The 18241-nt window shown below is 63.9% G+C and carries 12 protein-coding genes; 3 read left to right on the forward strand and 9 right to left on the reverse strand.

The features are described 5' to 3' along the window. Window position 1: 1 nt before the first annotated feature. Together V1292_RS24285 and V1292_RS24290 are read right to left on the reverse strand one after the other, a co-directional pair. Window positions 2–3955 carry an autotransporter outer membrane beta-barrel domain-containing protein gene (locus V1292_RS24285; RefSeq protein WP_334375158.1) on the reverse strand — a complete coding sequence of 1318 codons (3954 nt, stop codon included), beginning with the start codon at window positions 3953–3955 and terminating at the stop codon, window positions 2–4. Between the two features lie 893 nt (window positions 3956–4848). Beyond that, window positions 4849–5094 (reverse strand): hypothetical protein, encoded by a 246-nt coding sequence (locus V1292_RS24290; RefSeq protein WP_334375159.1) that lies wholly within the window; start codon window positions 5092–5094, stop codon window positions 4849–4851. 192 nt (window positions 5095–5286) lie between these two features. Here V1292_RS24290 and V1292_RS24295 point away from each other — a divergent pair, with 192 nt between their 5' ends. Further along, the gene (locus V1292_RS24295; protein WP_334375160.1) at window positions 5287–5547 is read left to right on the forward strand and encodes a helix-turn-helix domain-containing protein; all 261 of its coding nucleotides are present in this window, start codon (window positions 5287–5289) and stop codon (window positions 5545–5547) included. Between the two features lie 970 nt (window positions 5548–6517). Here V1292_RS24295 and V1292_RS24300 read toward each other — a convergent pair. The 3 genes from V1292_RS24300 to V1292_RS24310 all read right to left on the reverse strand — a co-directional run bounded on the left by V1292_RS24300 (window position 6518) and on the right by V1292_RS24310 (window position 12070). After that, a complete protein-coding gene (locus V1292_RS24300) occupies window positions 6518–9247 on the reverse strand; it encodes a bifunctional diguanylate cyclase/phosphodiesterase (protein ID WP_334375161.1) in 2730 nt (909 codons plus the stop codon). Between the two features lie 118 nt (window positions 9248–9365). Then, window positions 9366–10649 carry an MFS transporter gene (locus V1292_RS24305; RefSeq protein ID WP_334375162.1) on the reverse strand — a complete coding sequence of 428 codons (1284 nt, stop codon included), beginning with the start codon at window positions 10647–10649 and terminating at the stop codon, window positions 9366–9368. After that, entirely contained in the window at window positions 10646–12070 is a 1425-nt protein-coding gene (locus tag V1292_RS24310; protein ID WP_334375164.1) for an amidase, read from the reverse strand. Before V1292_RS24310 ends, V1292_RS24305 begins: the two co-directional genes overlap by 4 nt. Before the next feature lie 128 nt (window positions 12071–12198). On the opposite strand from V1292_RS24310, the gene V1292_RS24315 reads away from it, so the two are divergent. Then, window positions 12199–12792, forward strand: a complete 594-nt coding sequence (locus V1292_RS24315; protein ID WP_334375165.1) for a CGNR zinc finger domain-containing protein — start codon at window positions 12199–12201, stop codon at window positions 12790–12792. Window positions 12793–12886: 94 nt separating this feature from the next. On the opposite strand, the gene moaC is transcribed toward V1292_RS24315, so the two are convergent. From moaC to V1292_RS24335, 4 genes are all read right to left on the reverse strand, one after another. Next, window positions 12887–13390, reverse strand: coding sequence for a cyclic pyranopterin monophosphate synthase MoaC (moaC, locus tag V1292_RS24320; RefSeq protein ID WP_334375166.1), 504 nt, complete (start codon window positions 13388–13390; stop codon window positions 12887–12889). 3 nt (window positions 13391–13393) lie between these two features. Continuing rightward, entirely contained in the window at window positions 13394–14215 is an 822-nt protein-coding gene (gene trpC / locus V1292_RS24325; protein ID WP_334375167.1) for an indole-3-glycerol phosphate synthase TrpC, read from the reverse strand. 19 nt (window positions 14216–14234) lie between these two features. Further along, window positions 14235–15248, reverse strand: coding sequence for an anthranilate phosphoribosyltransferase (gene trpD / locus V1292_RS24330; protein ID WP_334375168.1), 1014 nt, complete (start codon window positions 15246–15248; stop codon window positions 14235–14237). A gap of 85 nt (window positions 15249–15333) precedes the next feature. Continuing rightward, window positions 15334–17235, reverse strand: coding sequence for a peptidylprolyl isomerase (locus V1292_RS24335; RefSeq protein ID WP_334375169.1), 1902 nt, complete (start codon window positions 17233–17235; stop codon window positions 15334–15336). A gap of 253 nt (window positions 17236–17488) precedes the next feature. On the opposite strand from V1292_RS24335, the gene tpiA reads away from it, so the two are divergent. Next, the gene (gene tpiA, locus V1292_RS24340; protein ID WP_334375171.1) at window positions 17489–18241 is read left to right on the forward strand and encodes a triose-phosphate isomerase; all 753 of its coding nucleotides are present in this window, start codon (window positions 17489–17491) and stop codon (window positions 18239–18241) included.

The following is an 18241-nucleotide window of genomic DNA, read 5'->3' on the forward strand; positions in this document are numbered from 1 at the left end:
GTCAAAATCTCACGGCGAGCCGGCCTCGGACGGCGTGGTCTTCGGCGTTGCGTGCGACCTGGCCCTGGTAGAGAATGCCGAGCGTGGTTTGCGCATTGAGATGCAGGTCAGCGCCGGCTTCGAGGAGCGCGCTGTTGCGCGCGAGCGGCGCGCCCGCGATCTCGAAGGCAGTGCCTCCGCTCGCGAAGGAGAGGGTGGTGACCGGCGTCACATCGCCGAGCACGTGCTGCCAGGCGGCGGAGAGGCGCGGCGCCAGCGTCATTCCCCCGACCGCGACGCTGGTGGCGAGCCGCGCGCCAAGCGTCGCGAAGCCCGCCTCTTCGCGGTCGCACGCACCCGTGAGCGCCGCGACGCCGCCCTTCTCCGTGAAACCGCTTGTCCTCGCCTGCACCCAGGCAGCTCCTGCGAACGGCTCGAGCGCGACCGGGCCGAGCCCGAAACCGTAGCCGATCTCGCCAAACACCTGAGTGGTGCCGCCATGATAGGCGGCCGACGCGCGATCGACAAAGCCCGGAAACGCGATGGTGCGGGTGGTGTCGATCTGGTGGTACGAATAGGCCATGCCGGCGCGCGCGCTCCACGCGCCGGCGCTGCCCGCGCCGTAGAACGCCGCGTGGCCGCTCTCGACCGAGGCCGAGCTCGCGCGCGCGTCCACGCCGACCGCGGAGTCCGAATAGCCCGCCGCGAAGCCGAAGCGCCAGTCATCAACAGCGGCGTCGAGCCCCGCGACGGCGCCAGCGTGGCGGCGAGCGACCGTTGCCGCATTGCCATCGCCGTCAATGCGACCGCGCGCACCGAGTCCCTGCGCCCAGAAGGTCAGGCGGGACGAGTCCGTCTTCGGCTCCGGCACGGTCCCCGGAAGGGCCGCGCGCGCCGCCGTCCCGCCTACCGCGTTGTCGAAGGACGCCTGGCGCAGGCGGCCGAGCACCGCGTCGCGCAGATCGCGCGATTCGTCGACGAGCACGCCCGCCGTACTCGCATGCAACTCGCCCGAGAGTGCATCGAACGCCTGCCGCGCCTGCGCGGCTGTGCCGTAGAGCACCGTATTGAAGATGGGATTGCCGAAGCCCAGCGAATCGACGCCGGTGCCGGTGGCAATCTGGTTGCGCGTCCAGCCGACGCTCGCGAATGCCGTGCGTGCGAGGGTGAAGAATACGTGGTCGGCATTATAGGACACGGTCGGCGTTATGAAGGCGGACGAGGTGAGATTGGAAGTCACGCTGTCGAACGTGCCGGCGATGCCGCCAGTCGCCGTGAGAATCGTGTAGGTGGTGCCCGGCGCGTAGGTCCCGGGCGCTGCGACCACACGCAAGGCACCGCCGAGCTGCGCCGCGCCCGTGACATCGGTGCGATCGGCGCTCGTCGGCGCGATCTCGACCAGGTAGGTCGAGGCCGCCGACAGCACGAGATTGCCCTGCACCGTGATGGTGCCGATCGAGTTGCCGGGCGAGAGCGTGCCGGCGCCGATAGTCGTTGCGCCAAGACGACCAGTGCCCCCGACAAGACCGCCGCCATCCACCGTCAGTGGTGACGAGGCGATCGAGCCGTTCACGATGAGCGTGGCGCCGTTGACGGTCGTGGGACCCGTGTAGCTGTTGGCAGCCGTCAGGATGGTGGTGCCGGACAGCACATTGACGCTGCCGTTGCCGGTCATCGTCGACCCAAACACGTAGTTGGCGGCCGTATGATTGAAGTTGATCGTGCCAATGCCAGCGCCGAACGCGACGCTTGCCGTGTCGAGCGTGCCGGCGGCCGCCGCCGGACTGCCTGCCGCCGCGCCGATGTTCAGCGTGCCACGCGAGCCGGCCTGGCTTGCCACATGCACGGTGCCGGCGTGCACCGTCGCACCCGCCGCGACGGTGAGCGTACCGGTGCCGGAGAATCCGACATTGAGGTCTCCGGAATTGGTCCATGTCGAGCCGGCGCCCGTCACCGCCACGGTTCCTTGCGAGCCGATGGCCGATCCGATGATGGCGGACGCGCTGCTCACAGATCCACCGCTGTCGATGGCGAGCACGCCGGTGCCGCTGACGCCAATTGTGAGGGAGGCACTGGAGTTCAAGGCCGAGCCCGGACCCGTCACTGTCACCGTGCCTTGCGAGCCGGTGTCGTGAGCGACGTAGCCGTTCGCATTGCTCACCGTGCCGCCGTTCGAGACCGCGAGCGAACCCGTACCGGCGTTGCCGACGTAAAGGTCCAGGGAATTAACCCAGGCAGAGCCGGCGCCAGCGACCGTGGCCGTGCCCTGCGCGCCGGCAAACTCGCCGAGGATCCCATATGTGCTGCTGACCTTCCCCCCGCTTGCGACAGCGAGCAACCCGACGCCGAAGTAGCCGATCGAGAGCTGTGAGGAATTGGTCCAGGTGGTGCCAACGCCCGTCACCGTCACGCTCCCTTGCGAGCCGCTGGTCGACCCGACAATTGCGGAGGTGTTGCTCACGGCTCCGCCATTCTCAATGGCGAGTACCCCCGTGCCGCCGCCGCCGATCGTGAGGGAGGAGCTGTTGCTCCAGGCCGAGCCGGCGCCTGTCACCGTCATGGACCCCTGCGAACCGGCGACGAAACCGACGAGACCGATCGCGTTGCTCGCCCGGCCGCCGTCCGCGATAGTGAGCGCGCCCGTGCCGGCGTTGCCGACGAAGAGGTTTCCGCTGTTGGCCAAGGCGGAGCCCGCGCCGGTCACCGTCACCGTGCCGTGGGAGCCGGCGTCGTTGCCGACGATGCCGATTGCGCCGCTCACCCCGCCGCCGGCCGCGATGGTCAGCACGCCTGTGCCGGCATCGCCGATGACGAGATTTCCGCTGTTGGTCCAGGCCGAGCCGGCGCCGGTCACCGTCGCCGTGCCCTGAGAGAGAGCGCTGCGGCCGAGATAGCCGTCCGTATTGCTCACCGTTGCGCCATTCGCGATGGCGAGCGTGCCTGTGCCTGTGCCGGCATCCCCGACGAAGAGATTGCCGGAATTGGTCCAGGTAGATCCCGCGCCGGTCACCGTTGTGTTTCCGCGCGCGCTACCGAGGGCGCCGACATAGCCGTTCACGCTGCTCACCGTTGCGCCGTCCGCGATGGTGAGCGTGCCCGTGCCGGCGCTGGCGACGAAGAGATTTCCGGAATTGATCCAGGTGGAGCCGTTGCCGGTCACCGTCACCGTGCCAGAAGAGAAACCGCTGCGGCCGACATAGCCGTCCGTATTGCTCACCGTTCCGCCGTTCGCGATGGCAAGCGTGCCTGTGCTGACTTCCCCGACGGAGAGATTTCCGGAATTGGCCCACGTGGATCCCGCGCCGGTCACCGTTATGGTACCGCTTGCGCTATCGGAGTCTCCGACATAGCCGTTCACGCTGCTCACCGTTGCGCCGTCCGCGATGGTGAGCGTGCCCCTTCCGCCCCTGCCAGCGAAAAGATCTCCGCTGTTGGTCCAGGTGGAGCCGGCGCCGGTCACCGTCACCGTGCCCTCGGCGCCGGGAGCCGTGCCGAGATAGCCGTTCACGCTGCTCACCGTCCCACCGCCCTCGATGGTGAGCGTCCCTGTGCCGAAGAAGCCGACGTCCAGGGTCTGGGAATTGCTCCAGTTGGATCCGGGACCGGTCACCGTCACCGTGCCATTAGACAAGGGGTAGCCGATATGGCCATCGACACTGCTCAGCGTACCGCCTCCCGTAATGGTGAGCGCGCCCACGGCGGTGATGCCGACCGCAATGATTTCCGCGGCAGCACCGGGCGCATTCACCACTGGAGCATTGGGTGTAGTCGCGTCGATCCTTGCCGTTCCCCCGCCAGCGACCGGAACGCCGTTCGTCCAGTTGCTTGCGTCGAACCAATTGCTGGATGCGGCACCGGTCCAGGTGGATTGCGCCGCGGCCGGCAACGACGCCGCCGCGAGACAGACGCCGCCAAGGACGGCCGAGCACAACCAAGAGTTGCGCAACCAGGAGTGCAGGCGTGGCCATATCGACAACTGACCCGCCTCCCTCTCACGCCCGCCGCTCGATCCATGTCGCGAGCCGCGTCACATCGCTCCGAATGCACGCCGTACTTACCTCCAAAACAGCGCGGCATGTCAATCGAGGCAGGTACCACCAGAGGTGATAATTTCCCCGCATGTTGCGCCGCAATCACAGGCGTCCGGAAATTGAATCGTTATCCGACCTGAACAGAAACGTCGCGATCGAGAAGAAGCAGTCCGCATCAAGCGGAGGCGTCAGCGCCGCGTTGATAGTTCTTCAAGCTATCGTGAGAGCTCCGGAAACGCACCGTGGATATGATTGGCAAGTCGGCTAGCGCAGCGACGGCAAGGCAACAAATGCATATGTGAGGTGTCATATGTCTGCACCCTGCAAGTTCGAGCTAAGTATTCTGAATCACGATGAGAAAGCGCTCGTACAGACTTCCCATCACCCCGAAATTGGTGACGCAGATCGCGCGACACTTGAAAACCTGAAATCATCGCTCAGAAAACTCCGGGACAAGGAGCGTACGCTCGCCTTCCAGCGGCGTCGGATCAGCAAAGGCACCGCCCAGCCGCGGGGCCAAAGCGTTTCGGGGACTGCCGAGCATTCTCTCCATCGTAAGCAGGTTTTCGTGGCCGCCCTGAAGCGGGTGAACAAGGAGCTCGCACGCCTTCAAAAATTTGAGGCGAGGAGGGAGCTGGGAGAAGCGGCCCGGCGAGCGCTTTCTCTTCGTAGAGCACAGCAATTCTCCCGCCCGACAAACGAGCCAACTTCCCATGACGGCATGAAGCCGATTCCGAGTCGCCGACGAAGTATCAAGCTCCCGCGCTCAACAATTGGGCGGGTGTCACAGGCGAACAAGAGAGCCCAGGCCGCAAGAGATTCCCGCCGCTAACGGAGCTTATCCAATTCGGCTGCACGGCAAATGAATTTTTGCAATTACGCAATTACGGTGGCAGTTACGGTGCCAGTCACCGTAATTCCCGCTCCCGCCCAGCGCCGCTCTGATCTCGGCATCAATCTCGGCAAAATCATGCGCCGTCAGATGCGGCTTGATCTCGGCAAGGTTCGCTTGCGCGGCGGCGAGCCTGCCACGTTCCATCGTGGCCTTTTTCAGCGGTGCCGCTCTGGCGGATAGTCTGGTCATGTTGCTTCTCCACCGGATTACTGCGGATAGACCCGGCGACCATTTTCCTCTTCAGGTTAACCTCATTTCATTCCAAGCCATACTAGCGATTAGCCGGCGGTCCGGGGCCGGGTTTCTTACGCGGCTCCGGCGCGTTCGGATCGTTGCATTTGGCTCCTGTGGTCCATCGATTGAACGGTTGAAGGAAACCAGATGGAAAAGACCAAGGCCAACTCGCCCAAGTACAAGATACCTATTCGAACAGCACCGCAGGAAATCATTATGACCGGCGACGACTTCCGCGCGGCGATCGAAAAGATCGGCGTATCGCAGGAGGGTTTTGGTCGCTTGATCGGCGTGCGGGGCCGCACCGTACGAAGCTGGATTGCCGAGGAATTCCCCGTTCCCAAAGTGGTCGCGCTGTTCGCGCGCTTGATGCTCAAAACCAAAACCAATCCGGAGGACTTGCTATGAGTCCAAACCGACCTCTTGCTCTTGGCATGCAAATGAAGCGCTCCGCGCTTATCTGACGATCGCAACGCCAGCGCTTGCTGCGTTGTCGGAGAAGGCCCGGATCGCGGCGGCACGGTTTGTATTACGGTGCACACAAATTGCAACGGTGGCCGCGTCACAAACTGGGATGGCGGGCAAATCAATTCGGATTTTCAGAAATCGTGTCAAGCCCCGGAATCAAAAATATTCCGCTTTCGCCGTCGGGCAAATCACCGCTACAAACTCGCCCATCCACCCCGGCAAGAGGGGCGTATCGCGATCGTCACGGACGCGGGGTTGGATGCGGTGGACGCGGCAGCGTCGGGTGCGCAAGATGTTCGCAGGGCGGTTATCCGTGAGTGAACACAGCGCGCAGGACGTACGGCGCTTAAACGCCTCCGCCAGAATTTTGGCCGGCAAGCACTTGGCTGGTTGAAGTCTCTGGCAGAGGAAGCTGCGTACGGCAAAACCGTGTGGTCCTGGCACCCGTGGCTGGTGTTAAGCCGGCGGAGGTTCTTCGAAACCCGACCGGGTTCGATGAACCGCTAATCTGTCGGCGATGGAGGCAAGAGGAATTCGTCTCCAGGGAGAGCGCGGCATAAGCCGTCGAACCATCGCGCAGGGAATGCCGGGCTGCTCCGGCTGTACCTGTATGCTCGTGTGCGCATTTCCTAAGTGCATTTGCACACGAGACCGCGGGTGCAGCAAGCACCCGGCATTCCCTGCGCCCTCTCACTCTTTGGGGGCGAACGATTTGCAAAAGCTCGGGCGCATCGTGTCGCGAGAACGCTAACACATATTCGTCTGTCATCGCCCGGCTTGACCGGGCGACCCAGTATCCAGAGACAGCGATGATAGAACCGAGAGGCCGCAGCGTACTGGATCCCCGCCTTCGCGGGGATGACGATGGTGTTTTGTGTTGCTATCTCCGCGTCATTGCAGCGTCGTAAAACTACGCCGTCCGCGCAACCGACTTGCGCTTAGGTGGCCGGCTCGGCGCCGCGTCGGGACCTTGCCGATCCGTCAGCAACAGCGGCCTGATCTCCGTCGCCGGCTTCGGCGCGCTGAACAGGTAACCCTGCATTTCCGAACAGCCGAGTTCGCGCAACAAGTCGCGCTGCTGTTCGGTCTCGACGCCTTCGGCCGTCGTCGTCATATGGCGTTCGGCGGCGATGTTCACCACCGCCTCCACGATGCAGGACGAGCCTTCCGGCTCGGCGATATCGGTGATGAAGCAGCGGTCGATCTTGATCTTGTCGAACGGAAAACGCTGCAGATAGCTCAGCGAGGAGTAGCCGGTGCCGAAATCGTCGAGCGCGATGCGAACCCCGATGGCGCGGAGGTCGTGCAGGATGGCGAGCGCGGCCTCGTCATCTCTGATCAGCACGGCTTCGGTGATCTCGAGCTCCAGCCGGCTCGCCGCGAGGCCCGATGCGGCGAGCGCCGCCATCACCTTCAGCGCCAGCGTGCCGCTCCTGAATTGAATCGGCGAGACGTTGACCGCGAGCCTGACATTGCCGGGCCAGGTCGCGGCCTCCTTGCAGGCCGCGGTCAGCACCCATTCGCCGAGTTGGTTGATCAGGCCGGTGTCCTCTGCGAGCGGCACGAACTCGGCGGGCGAAATCATGCCGCGCTGCGGATGGCGCCAGCGCACCAGCGCCTCGCAGCCGGTGATCGCGTTGGTCTGCAGGCTCAGACATGGCTGGTAATAGACCTCGAAGCCGCCGTCGACGAGCGCCTGGCGCAGGTCCATTTCCAGGCTGCGGCGGGCGCGGACCTCGGCTTCCATGTCCGGTTCGAAGAAGCGATAGGTGCGGCGGCCGGCGGCCTTGGCGGCGTACATCGCCAGATCCGCGTTCTTCAGGATCTGGTCGATATCGGAGCCGTCTTGCGGCGCGAGCGCAATGCCGATGCTGGCGTCGGTGGTGACCTGATGGCCCAGGCATTGGTAGGGCGAGCGGATCGCCTCGAAGATGCGGCTGACGAGCTTCATCACGTCGTCGATATCATCGATCCCGGTCTGCACGATGGCGAACTCGTCGCCGCCGAGCCGGGCGACGAAATCGGATCTCCGCGTGCAGGCGGCGAGGCTGGCCGCGACCGATTTCAGGAGCTCGTCGCCGATCATGTGGCCCAGCGAATCGTTGACGCTCTTGAATTCGTCGATGTCGATATAGAGCACCGCCAGTGGCCGGTTCGGCGCGACGTAAGACAATTCGCGCTTGAGCCGTTCGTGGAACAGGGTGCGGTTCGGCAGGTCGGTCAACGCGTCGTAATGGGCGAGGTGGGTGATGCGCTCCTCGGCGCGCCGCCGCTCGGTGATGTCTTCGTGCGTTGCCAGCCATCCGCCGTCGGCGACCGGTTCGTTGACGACCTGGATCGAACGTCCGTCGGGTGTGGATATAACCATGGCGTTACGGTGCGCGATGTCGCGCAGCACCATCTCGACGTAGTGATCGATGTCGCCGACGAACGAGCCGGTCTCCTTGCGATGGGCGATCACCTCGCGGAAGCTGCAACCCGGCTTCACGACCTCGGCCGACAAGCCGTACATTTCGAGGTATCGCCTGTTGCAGATGATGAGCTGCTGCTTTGCATCGAACAGCAACAGGCCCTGCGTCATGTTGTTGACGGCGGTGTCGAGCCGCTGCTTTTCCAGCGTCAGCCGCTGCTTCGATGCGCGGTGCTGATAGGAAAGCTTGCGGACGACGAGAAACAGCAGAGCGGCGATCGCGAGCACGGAAAACCCGGTGACGGCGATCAGGATTCCGATCTGCTCGCGCCAGTCGGCCAACGCGGCCGATGTGGTGATCGAGGCGACCATTACGATCGGAAAATTGGAGAGCGCACGGGACGCGATCAGCCGGTCCTCGCCGTCGATCGGGCTGGTGAGGCGCGAGGTGCTGCGGGGCAGCTCGAAGACTTGCCGCTGCGCGGCCGGACCGGTCCTGAAGTTCTTGCCGACCAGCTCCGCCACATGTGGATAGCGGGCCAGCAGCGTGCCGTCGCTGTGGTGCATGGCGATGGAGGCGCCGGGGCCGAGGGCAACAGTTGCGAAGAACTTTTCGAAATGGACGGGTTCGATGCCCCGGCCGATGACGCCGAGCAATTCGCCTTTCGGCCCGGTGATCTTGCGCGCGATCACGGTGGTCCAGGCGCCGGTGATGCGGCTGTAGACCGGCTCGACCAGCATCTCCGGCGATTGCGGGCCGGACCTGAATGTTCTGAAGAAAGCGCGGTCCGCCGAGTTGACTGGCGGCGGCGGCCAGGCGGCCGACGCATTGATCAGATTGCCTTCGGCGTCGAAGATGTTGATGCCGCCGACATAGGACAGCGCGTCGATCTTGGATTTCAGGATGAGATGGATGTCATGGCCGGACATCCGGCGCTTGTAGTTTTCGAGCGTGGCGATCCCGCTGGAACGCATGAACGCGATCAGGTCCTTCTGAACGACCTGAAAATCTTCGAGCTGCTGGTCGAAATGGCGGGCGAGCAGCAGCACGGTGTTTTCCAGCTCGCGTTCGCTATTGCGCAGCGCGCGCTCGCGGAAATTGCCGGCCATGATGGTCGCGCCGATCGCGATGGTGGCGATCAAAAGCGTGCCGCCCAGGATCAACCAGCGGATCGGGCCGCCGCGAAAGGCGAACGCGATCCTCAACGAATTGGTGCCGGTTGAAACCATGGAACGCGATCGCGGCCGGGACATGAACTGCCGGAAGCGGCGTTCTCCCAAACCCGGCCCATAAATTCGATACCGCGCCGAGATGGAGTTGACGTTAGGAAGTCTGGTTAACGAATGGTTACCTCGGTGGCGAGTGTGGGCTGTGACAACCACAGGGGAGGGTCGGGTTCCGGCCATCCCCAGGCGTCCGGGTCATGACGACGATAATCGCTGCAAGGATGTTGGCGGCAACGCCGGCCAGAATCGGCAGCGTATAGTCGTGGGTGAGATCGAACGCGAAGCCGGCAGCGCTGGGACCGATCAGGGTACCGAAGGCGACGCTGGTGTAGAGAATGCCGATGATGCCGCTGACGTTGCGGCCGCCGAAATAATCCATCACGACGGCCGGAAGCACGGCGACCCAGGCGCCGTAAATCATGCCGTAGACGAATGCAAAAATGGCAAGCGGCCAGAATGTCGTTGAGATCGTCCAGATCGCCAACGCGATCGCCATGCCCGCGAAGAGCAGGAGCAGGGCGGATTGGCGGCCGATACGGTCGGCGACACCGCCGAGGAAAAACCGGCCGGCCGTGCTGCCGATGCCGATGATGCCGAGCAGCAGCACGGCGGATGTCGCCGGGACGCCGTGGTCCCCGGCATAGGGAACGAGATGCACGAACGGCACGAACAGGCCGAACGAGCAGATCAGGCACGCGGCGTATAGCGAGATGAAGCGTCGCGACCGGATCGCCTCGCGCATCGACGCACCTTCGGCCCGCGTCAACATGGCTCCCTGCTGGAGTGGATCGCCATCGGGATTGAGGCCCCGGTCGTGCGGATCGTTCTCGAGGAGGAGCGCCATCCCCCCGCCGACAATCGCGGCGAATGCGCCGAGCGCAAGATAGGCCCCGCGCCATCCGAGCATCTCGATCAGGAACGTTGCCTGCGCCGGCATCACCAGCGTGCCAACCCCGATCCCGCTCACGGCGAGACCAGAGGCAAAGCCCCGCCGCCGCACGAACCAGCGCTGCACCGCGCCGACCGCCGGGACATAGGCGCAGCCGACGCCAAGTCCGACGCCCAGCCCGTAGGCTGCATACACCTCGACCAGATTGCGCGCGGCACTTGCCGCGGCAAGCCCGAGGCCGATCAGCAGCATGCCCGCCAGCGCGAGACGGCGCGAGCCATAGCGGTCGGCGAGGGGACCGCTGACGATGCCGAGGCCGAAATAGAGAAAGCCGGCCAACGAAAATACCAGCGAGACCGAACCGCGCGAGGCGCCGAAATCACGCTGCAGCGAGTCGAGAAACGCGCTGAACGTATAGGCGCAGCCGAAGCCGACAAAGGTCACGACAAAAGCGGCAGCCACCACAAACCAACCATAGAAGATGCGGGAATTGGGCAACGCTGACTGGACACTCAATGTTGCCTCCATGGGCTCAGCGACGGATGGCGGCGATGCCAGGATGTGGCCCTCTGGAATGCTGCGCCAGCGCGTACCAGCGTGGCTTCTTCCAGATCGGCGGCCACAAGCTGAAACGCGATCGGCATTCCGGTTGCGGAAAAACCGCCGGGCAGCGTGATCGTGGGATGACCGGTCATGTTGAAGGGGCAGGTGTATTCCTGCAATCTGGCGATCAGGTCCGGCCGCTCGCCGAGCGTTCGTATCATGGCGAGCGTCAAGGGTGGGAATGGGTGAACCGGAATGAGCAGCAGATCGATTGTCTCGAACAGCGATGCGATCCGGCCGCGCAATTCCAACCGCCGCAGCAGGATTCTCTGATAGTCGCGAGCAGATAGCGCACGGCCCGCCTCGATGACGGCGGCGAGGATCGGACCATATTCATCTTTGCGTGCGGGGTAGGTTGCATCGTGTGCGACCGCTGCCTCCACCGCGCAATTCGGAACCCAGTCGGCGACGGCCTGCTTCACGTCGGGAAACCGCACATCGACGATGTCAGCGCCAAGCGCACGTAACGTCTTGATCGCCTCGCCCTGCACCTGTTGGGTCGTAACGTCTACGCCGTCGCTGCTCCACTTCGCGTCGAAGCCAATGCGAAGGCCTCTTACGTCCAGTTCCGCTGCAGCCAGATAGTTGGGCACAGGGTCGAGGACGGCTGTCGGATCGGCATGATCGCGTCCGGCGATGACGCCAAGCATTGCGCCGGCATCCGTCGCGCTCCGGGCAATGATCCCGACATGGTCCAATGTCGCTGCCAGTTCGAACACGCCGTGGCGGCTGACGCGTCCCCAGCTTGGCTTCAAGCCGGTAAGACCGTTGGCGGCGCATGGCCAGCGAATCGAACCGCCGGTATCGGATGCGATCGAGCCATAGCAGAGCCCCGCCGCAGTCGCGGCCGCCGAGCCACTTGATGAAATGCCCGGCCAATAGTCCGGATTCCACGGATTCTTCGGCGGCGTTACAGATGGATGGTGATCGGAATAAGCGCCTTCCGTGAGCTGGAGCTTCCCCAGCACGACCGCACCGGCTTCATTCAAGCGGTGCACCACAGTTGCGTTTTCATCCGGCAGGAAATCGCCGTGGACGAGGGTGCCGGCAGCGGTTGGAACATTCCTTGTCCAGAATAGATCCTTCACCGCAATCGGAACACCGTGCAGCGGTCCGCGATACCGGCCTGCTGCGATTTCGGCGTGCGCTGCTTCGGCTTGCGCCATCGCAGCATCGGCCATCACACGGACGTAGCTGCCGAGTTCGCCATCTAAAGCGGCGATGCGATCGAGTTGCGCGCGCGTTGCTTCCACCGGAGAAATTTTGCGGGCCCTGATGCATGCCGCAAGCTCCGTGAGTTCAAGGTAGTGCAGATCGTCGGTGCCAATATCCATTCTGTCTCCGTCAGTGATGCGGCGCCTGGAATCTTCTGGCGAAGGACCAATTGTCGCTCAACACCGCTATAAACGTTATACCGGTGTCTCTTGATGTCAACCGGTAAATATGCTTTACCGGTGTTGCAATGTCGAAATTGTCCAGACAGTTCAAGGTTCCCGACGAGTTGGCCAATCTCTACGATTTCGCCAATACGCTCGACGTCAGGCATTTCACGCATCATGGCGTGCAGCATCCGCAAGGTGATGAACTGGCAAACGCTAGGGAATTCGCAGTGTGGATGCGGCAACGTGGGCTGTTGCTCGTCGATGCGAGGGTTTCGCCGGCGATGCTCGCAACCGCGCTTGAACTCAGGAGCTTGATCCGCGACTATCTGCAGCGTGATCCGTCTGAACGAAGCAAAAACAGGGACTCGGTCCGCGCGCTGAACAAAGTGCTCAAACTGTTTCCGCTGCTCGCGACGGCAGGGGATGATGGCGGCATGGTGCTTAAGGCCGCGCGAGACGATGCGCTGGCGGGGCTCTCATCGGTCGTTGCGGAGCTCTATGACGGCTCCAGAAATGGAAAGCTTGATCGGCTGAAAATGTGCGCTTCCGACGAATGCCGCCGCGTGTTCTTCGATCGTTCGAAGCCCGCCACCCGGCGATGGTGCATGTCGTCATTGTGCGGGAATCGCATGAAGACGAGGAATTATCGCGAGCGCCAGCGCAACGCTGAATAGATCATCTTGCGCGGATGGCTTCGCAAAAACTGCACGAAGCGCATTCCGTACCGCAATGGTCACAGGTAGTGACAATTGCGGGGCCGTCGCCGGTTCAGCGCTCCGCGCGATAATGGCCGGACTTGCCGCCGCTCTTCTCGACGAGATGGATGGCTTCGATGCGAACGCCGCGCTCGACCGCCTTGATCATGTCGTAGATCGTCAGGCACGCGACCGACACCGCCGTCAGCGCTTCCATCTCGACGCCCGTCGGGCCGGTGACCTTGACGGTGGCGCGGACGATGCACCCCGGCAATTTTTTGTCAGGCGTGATGTCGAGCGTCACCTTGGACAGCGCCAGCGGATGGCACAGCGGGATCAATTCCGACGTGCGCTTTGCCGCCATAATGCCGGCGATGCGGGCCGTGCCCAGCACGTCGCCCTTCTTGGCATTGCCGGAGACAATCAGGTCGAGCGTCGCCTTGGCCATGACGACACGCCCCTCGGCGATGGCGGTGCGCTCGGTCGCTGCCTTCGCAGAGACGTCAACCATCCGCGCTTCGCCGGCGGCATCGATATGGGTGAGGGCGGCGCCGCCTTTGGAAGCCTTCCGCGCCATCTGCTAGCCGGTCCCGGTGGGGCGGGCCGTATCAGAACGCGCCAGCAATGCGCGCGTTGCCGCGGTCACATCGGCCTGCCGCATCAGGCTTTCGCCGACCAGGAAGGTCGACATGCCAACGCGCTCGAGGCGGGCGAGATCATCAGGCGTAAAGATACCGCTTTCGCCGACCATCAGGCGATCACGCGGGATCAGCGGCGCCAGCGCCTCGCTGGTCGCAAGCGTGGTCTCGAAGGTCCGTAAGTTACGGTTGTTGACGCCGATCATCGGCGAACGAAGCTTTAGCGCGCGGTCGAGCTCAGTGCGGTCGTGGATTTCGATCAGCACGTCGATGCCGAGCGCAATCGCCGCGTCCTCGATATCCCTCGCGGCGGCATCGTCGAGCGCAGCCATGATGATCAGGATGCAATCCGCGCCATAGGCGCGGGCTTCCACCACCTGATAGGTGTCGAACAGGAAGTCCTTGCGCAGCACCGGCAGATTGGCTGCGGCGCGCGCCGCCACCATGAAATCGAGATGGCCCTGGAACGAGGGTGCGTCCGTCAGTACCGATAGGCACGCCGCGCCGCCGGCCTCGTAAGCCTTGGCCAGCGCCGGCGGATCAAAATCGGCGCGGATCAGCCCCTTGGACGGCGAGGCCTTCTTCACCTCGGCGATCAGCGCGTAGTCGCCACGGGCGAGTTTTTCCCTGACAGCGCGGACGAAGCCGCGCGGTGGCTGGGCCGCTTTGGCGCGAGCCTCGACCTCGGCAAGCGGATGCGCGCGCTTGGCCGCAGCGATCTCTTCGCGCTTGTAGGCCTCGATCTTGCTCAGGATATCGGACATCTCTGGCACCCCTTTGGACTCAGCCGCGCGAAACCGCGATCAGGTGCTTCAGCCGTGCCGCCGCCGCGCCGCTATCGAGCGATTTCGCGCCGATCGCGACGCCTTCCTTCAGATCCCTGGCACGGCCGGCCACGATCAGCGCCGCCGCCGCGTTGAGGAGCGCGACGTCGCGATAGGGGCTGGGCTTGCCGTTGAGCACGCCTTGCAGCGCCAGCGCATTGGCGTCCGCATCACCACCCCTAAGCGCGTCGACATTGCAGCAGGTGAGGCCCGCCTCCTCCGGCGTCACCTCGAAGGTGGTGATCTTGCCGTTGTCGAGGCTGGCGACAAAGCTCGGGCCAGTGAGGGTGATTTCATCGAGCCCGTCGGAGCCGTGGACGACCCAGACGGATTCGGAGCCGAGGTTTTTCAAGACCTGCGCCAGTGGCTGCACCCAGTGCCTGGAGAACACGCCGACCATCTGGCGCTTGACGCCGGCCGGATTGGAGAGCGGCCCGAGCAGGTTGAAGATCGTGCGGGTGGCGAGCTCGACGCGGGTCGGGCCGACATTCTTCATCGCGGGGTGATGTGCGGGCGCGAACATGAAGCCGATGCCGGCCTCCTGCACACAGCGGCCGACCTGGTCGGGCGTGAGGTCGATCTTGACGCCGAGGGAGGCCAGCACGTCGGCAGCCCCCGAACGCGACGACAGCGCGCGGTTGCCATGCTTGGCGACGGGCACGCCGGCGCCTGCGACGATGAAGGCCGCGCAGGTCGAGACGTTGACCGAACCGGAGCCGTCGCCACCGGTGCCGACCACGTCGACCGCGTCCGCAGGCGCCTTGACCCGCAGCATCTTGCCGCGCATCGCCGCCACCGCGCCGGTGATCTCGTCGACGGTCTCGCCGCGAACCCTGAGCGCCATCAACAGCCCGCCCATCTGCGAGGGCGTGGCCTCGCCGGACATCATGGCATCGAAGGCGGAGGCTGCCTCGTCACGCGACAGTGTCGCGCCGGTGGCTACTTTTCCGATGATAGATTTGAGGTCGTCCATCGCTTGGCTTTCAAAATCGGCCCGGCTCTCATCCTTCGAGACGCGGCCAGGTGGCCGCTCCTCAGGATGAGGTGAGTTATTATGCTCAATTGTTCGCGCCCGTCACCTGCGCGAAGGCGGCCGCGTTGATGGAGGTGCCGATCTGGGATTCGATCTTGGTCACATATTGCGCGATCTGTTCGTCGGTCAGGCCGCGCTGCAACGTCTCCTTCAACTTCTTCAGCTCATCGGAGGCCATGTCGACCGGCGGCACCGTCACGTCGGTGACGCGCAACACGATCCACTCGCTGCCACCGGTGCCCGGCGTCTGCGTGACGCCGTCCTTGGGCGTCCGGAATGCGGCCGTGATGGCGGCGGAGGGCACGCCTGAAAGCGAGGCGTCGCGGCGGAAACCGGTCGCGGTCTCGACCTTCGCTCCGACTGCGGCCGCTTCGGCGGCGAGCGTGCCGCCTTGCTCGACCTTCTGCACCATCTCGGTTGCCTTCGCGCGCAACCTGCTCGAAATCTGGTCTTCGCGCCATTTTGCCTCGACCTGGCTGCGCACCTCGTCGAGCGGGCGGTCGCGCGATGGCGTAATGCCAAGCACGTCGTACCAGACATAGCCGCCGGCAAACTGGATCGGTTCGTTGTCGACGCCGATATCGCTGTTAAAGGCCTGCGAAACCACGTCGAGGCCGCGCGGAATATTCGCCACCGGCTGGCCGTCGGGCGTGCGGCCGGAGCGATCGACGGCCTCGATCGTGACAGCGGTGAGGCCGAGCTTCTGCGAAGCCTCGACCACATTGGCGCCGCCGCTGCGCTCATCTTCCATCTTGTTCTGGATTTCGTTGACCTTGGCGCGCGCGCGTTCGGTCGCGATTTCCTTCTTCACCTGCGCTGCGATGCTTTCATAGGTCGGCGTCACACCTGGCTCGATCTTGCCGACCTTGACCAGCGCCACGCCGAAGCGGCCCTGCAGTGGCTGGCTGACTTCGCCTGACTGCAGCGAGAACGCCGCATCCGCAATCGCCGGGTCGATGATCGCGTTCTTTGCGATCAGGCCGAGATCGACGTCGGCCAGATTGAGGTTGCGCTCCTTGGCGACGTCGTCGAACGACGTTCCCGACGTGATGCGGCTGCGCGCGGCCTGCGCTTCGCCTTCGTTCGGAAAAAACATCTGCGACACTTCGCGCTTTTCCGGCGTTCCGAGCTGGTCGCGGCGCTGCTCGAAGGCCTTCTTCGCATCCTCGTCGGAGACCTCGGTCCACTTGCCGATCTCTTCGGGGCTGATCACGACAAAGGACAGTTTGCGATACTCGGGCGCGCGGAACTGGGTTTTGTGATCCTCGAAATAGGCGGCCAGCGCCTCGGGCGACGGCGGATCGATCGTGCCGGCCTGCGCCGCGTCGAGCCTGACGAATTCCATCGAGCGCTGCTCGTTCTGGAAGCGGGCGAGCGCCTCGATCAGGACCTTCGGCGGCTCAGCCCCGGCCGAGACGGCGCCGACGATCTGGCGCCGCAGCCCGACCCGCCGGCGTTCCGCCAGATAACGTTGCTCGGTATAGCCGAACTGCCTGATCGTGGCCTGGAAGCGAGCGGGATCGAATTTGCCGCCCAATCCCGCAAAATTCGGATCGCTGTAGATCTGCCGCATGGCTTCGTCCTGCGACTGGGCAAGCCCCATGCGCCGGGCTTCCTCATCCAGCGCAGCTTCGGCGATGGTCTGTTGCAACACCTGCCGATCGAGCCCGAAGGCGCGGGCCTGTTCAGGGGTCAGCGGACGGCCGAAACTGCGGCCGAGCTGCTGCAGCTTTTCCGTGTAGATCTGGCGGAATTGCTCCGTCGAAATCTCGGTCTTGCCAATCGTGGCGAGCGACGACTGGCCAAATCCCTTGAAGATGTCGGCAATACCCCAAACTGCGAAACTGACAATCAAAACGCCCATCACGACGGCCATGACAACCTTGCCGAGCCAGTTTGATGAGGCTTTCCGAATTCCTCGAAGCATGGGTCCAACTTGTTTTTAAAGGAGAGGGGGAACCGGGTCGTGCCCAAGGGAATTCGATCCGGGACCGAATTCCGCAACAAGGCGTCACCGAGTTGAAAACGCATCATAAAGTGGCCGCGCCCCCCTCGCAACCTCACCCATGCGGGCTATTTGAAGCGGTTAATGGCCGCGGGGATCGCCCGACCGGTATCTGGAACTGGCGGCGTGGCTCTGCTAGCGCATCTGGAACGCTGATATTTGCGGGACAATCGACATGACCGATGCCATCCGGCCGCTGATCGCCGGCAACTGGAAAATGAACGGCCTGAAATCTTCCTTAGGTGAATTCGAAGCCATGATCGCCGGTGCCGGTGCGTTGGCCGGCAAGGCCGATCTGCTGGTCTGCCCTCCGGCCACCCTGATCGGCGGCTTTGCCGACAGGGCGCTCGGTTCAAAACTCACCGTCGGGGCGCAGGATTGCCATACCAAGGCATCGGGCGCCCATACCGGCGATCTCTCGGCGGAAATGCTGGCGGATGCCGGCGCCAGTGCCATCATCGTTGGGCATTCGGAGCGGCGCGCCGACCATGCCGAGACCGACGCATTGGTCCGGCAGAAGGCGGAAGCGGCTTGGCGGGCGGGCCTGGTGGCGATCGTTTGCATCGGCGAGACCCAGAAGCAACGCGATGCCGGCCAGACGCTGGATGTCTGCGGCGGGCAACTCGCCGGTTCGTTGCCGGACGGCGCGACGTCAGCCAATCTGGTGGTGGCCTATGAGCCGGTCTGGGCGATCGGCACCGGTCTGACGCCGACACCAAAAGATGTCGAACAAGTTCATCGCTTTATCCGCGATGTTCTCACCAGCCGATTTAAGACGGAAGGCAGCAAGATCCGGATTCTCTATGGCGGATCGGTCAAGCCCTCGAACGCGGCCGAACTGATGGCGGTTGCCGATGTAAATGGAGCACTGGTCGGCGGCGCCAGCCTGAAAGCTGTGGACTTTCTGGCGATTGCGGAGGCGTGCTAA

This window comes from Bradyrhizobium sp. AZCC 1719 (genome assembly GCF_036924525.1).
Classification (GTDB): Bacteria; Pseudomonadota; Alphaproteobacteria; order Rhizobiales; family Xanthobacteraceae; genus Bradyrhizobium.

Bases quoted from the DNA above. Each gene is read 5' to 3' on its own strand.
- moaC (WP_334375166.1), bottom strand. From the start codon at position 13,390: ATGGCGCGGAAGGCTTCCAAAGGCGGCGCCGCCCTCACCCATATCGAT.
- V1292_RS24290 (WP_334375159.1), bottom strand. From the start codon at position 5,094: ATGACCAGACTATCCGCCAGAGCGGCACCGCTGAAAAAGGCCACGATG.
- V1292_RS24315 (WP_334375165.1), top strand. From the start codon at position 12,199: ATGTCGAAATTGTCCAGACAGTTCAAGGTTCCCGACGAGTTGGCCAAT.
- tpiA (WP_334375171.1), top strand. From the start codon at position 17,489: ATGACCGATGCCATCCGGCCGCTGATCGCCGGCAACTGGAAAATGAAC.
- trpC (WP_334375167.1), bottom strand. From the start codon at position 14,215: ATGTCCGATATCCTGAGCAAGATCGAGGCCTACAAGCGCGAAGAGATC.
- V1292_RS24310 (WP_334375164.1), bottom strand. From the start codon at position 12,070: ATGGATATTGGCACCGACGATCTGCACTACCTTGAACTCACGGAGCTT.
- trpD (WP_334375168.1), bottom strand. From the start codon at position 15,248: ATGGACGACCTCAAATCTATCATCGGAAAAGTAGCCACCGGCGCGACA.
- V1292_RS24300 (WP_334375161.1), bottom strand. From the start codon at position 9,247: ATGGTTTCAACCGGCACCAATTCGTTGAGGATCGCGTTCGCCTTTCGC.
- V1292_RS24335 (WP_334375169.1), bottom strand. From the start codon at position 17,235: ATGCTTCGAGGAATTCGGAAAGCCTCATCAAACTGGCTCGGCAAGGTT.
- V1292_RS24295 (WP_334375160.1), top strand. From the start codon at position 5,287: ATGGAAAAGACCAAGGCCAACTCGCCCAAGTACAAGATACCTATTCGA.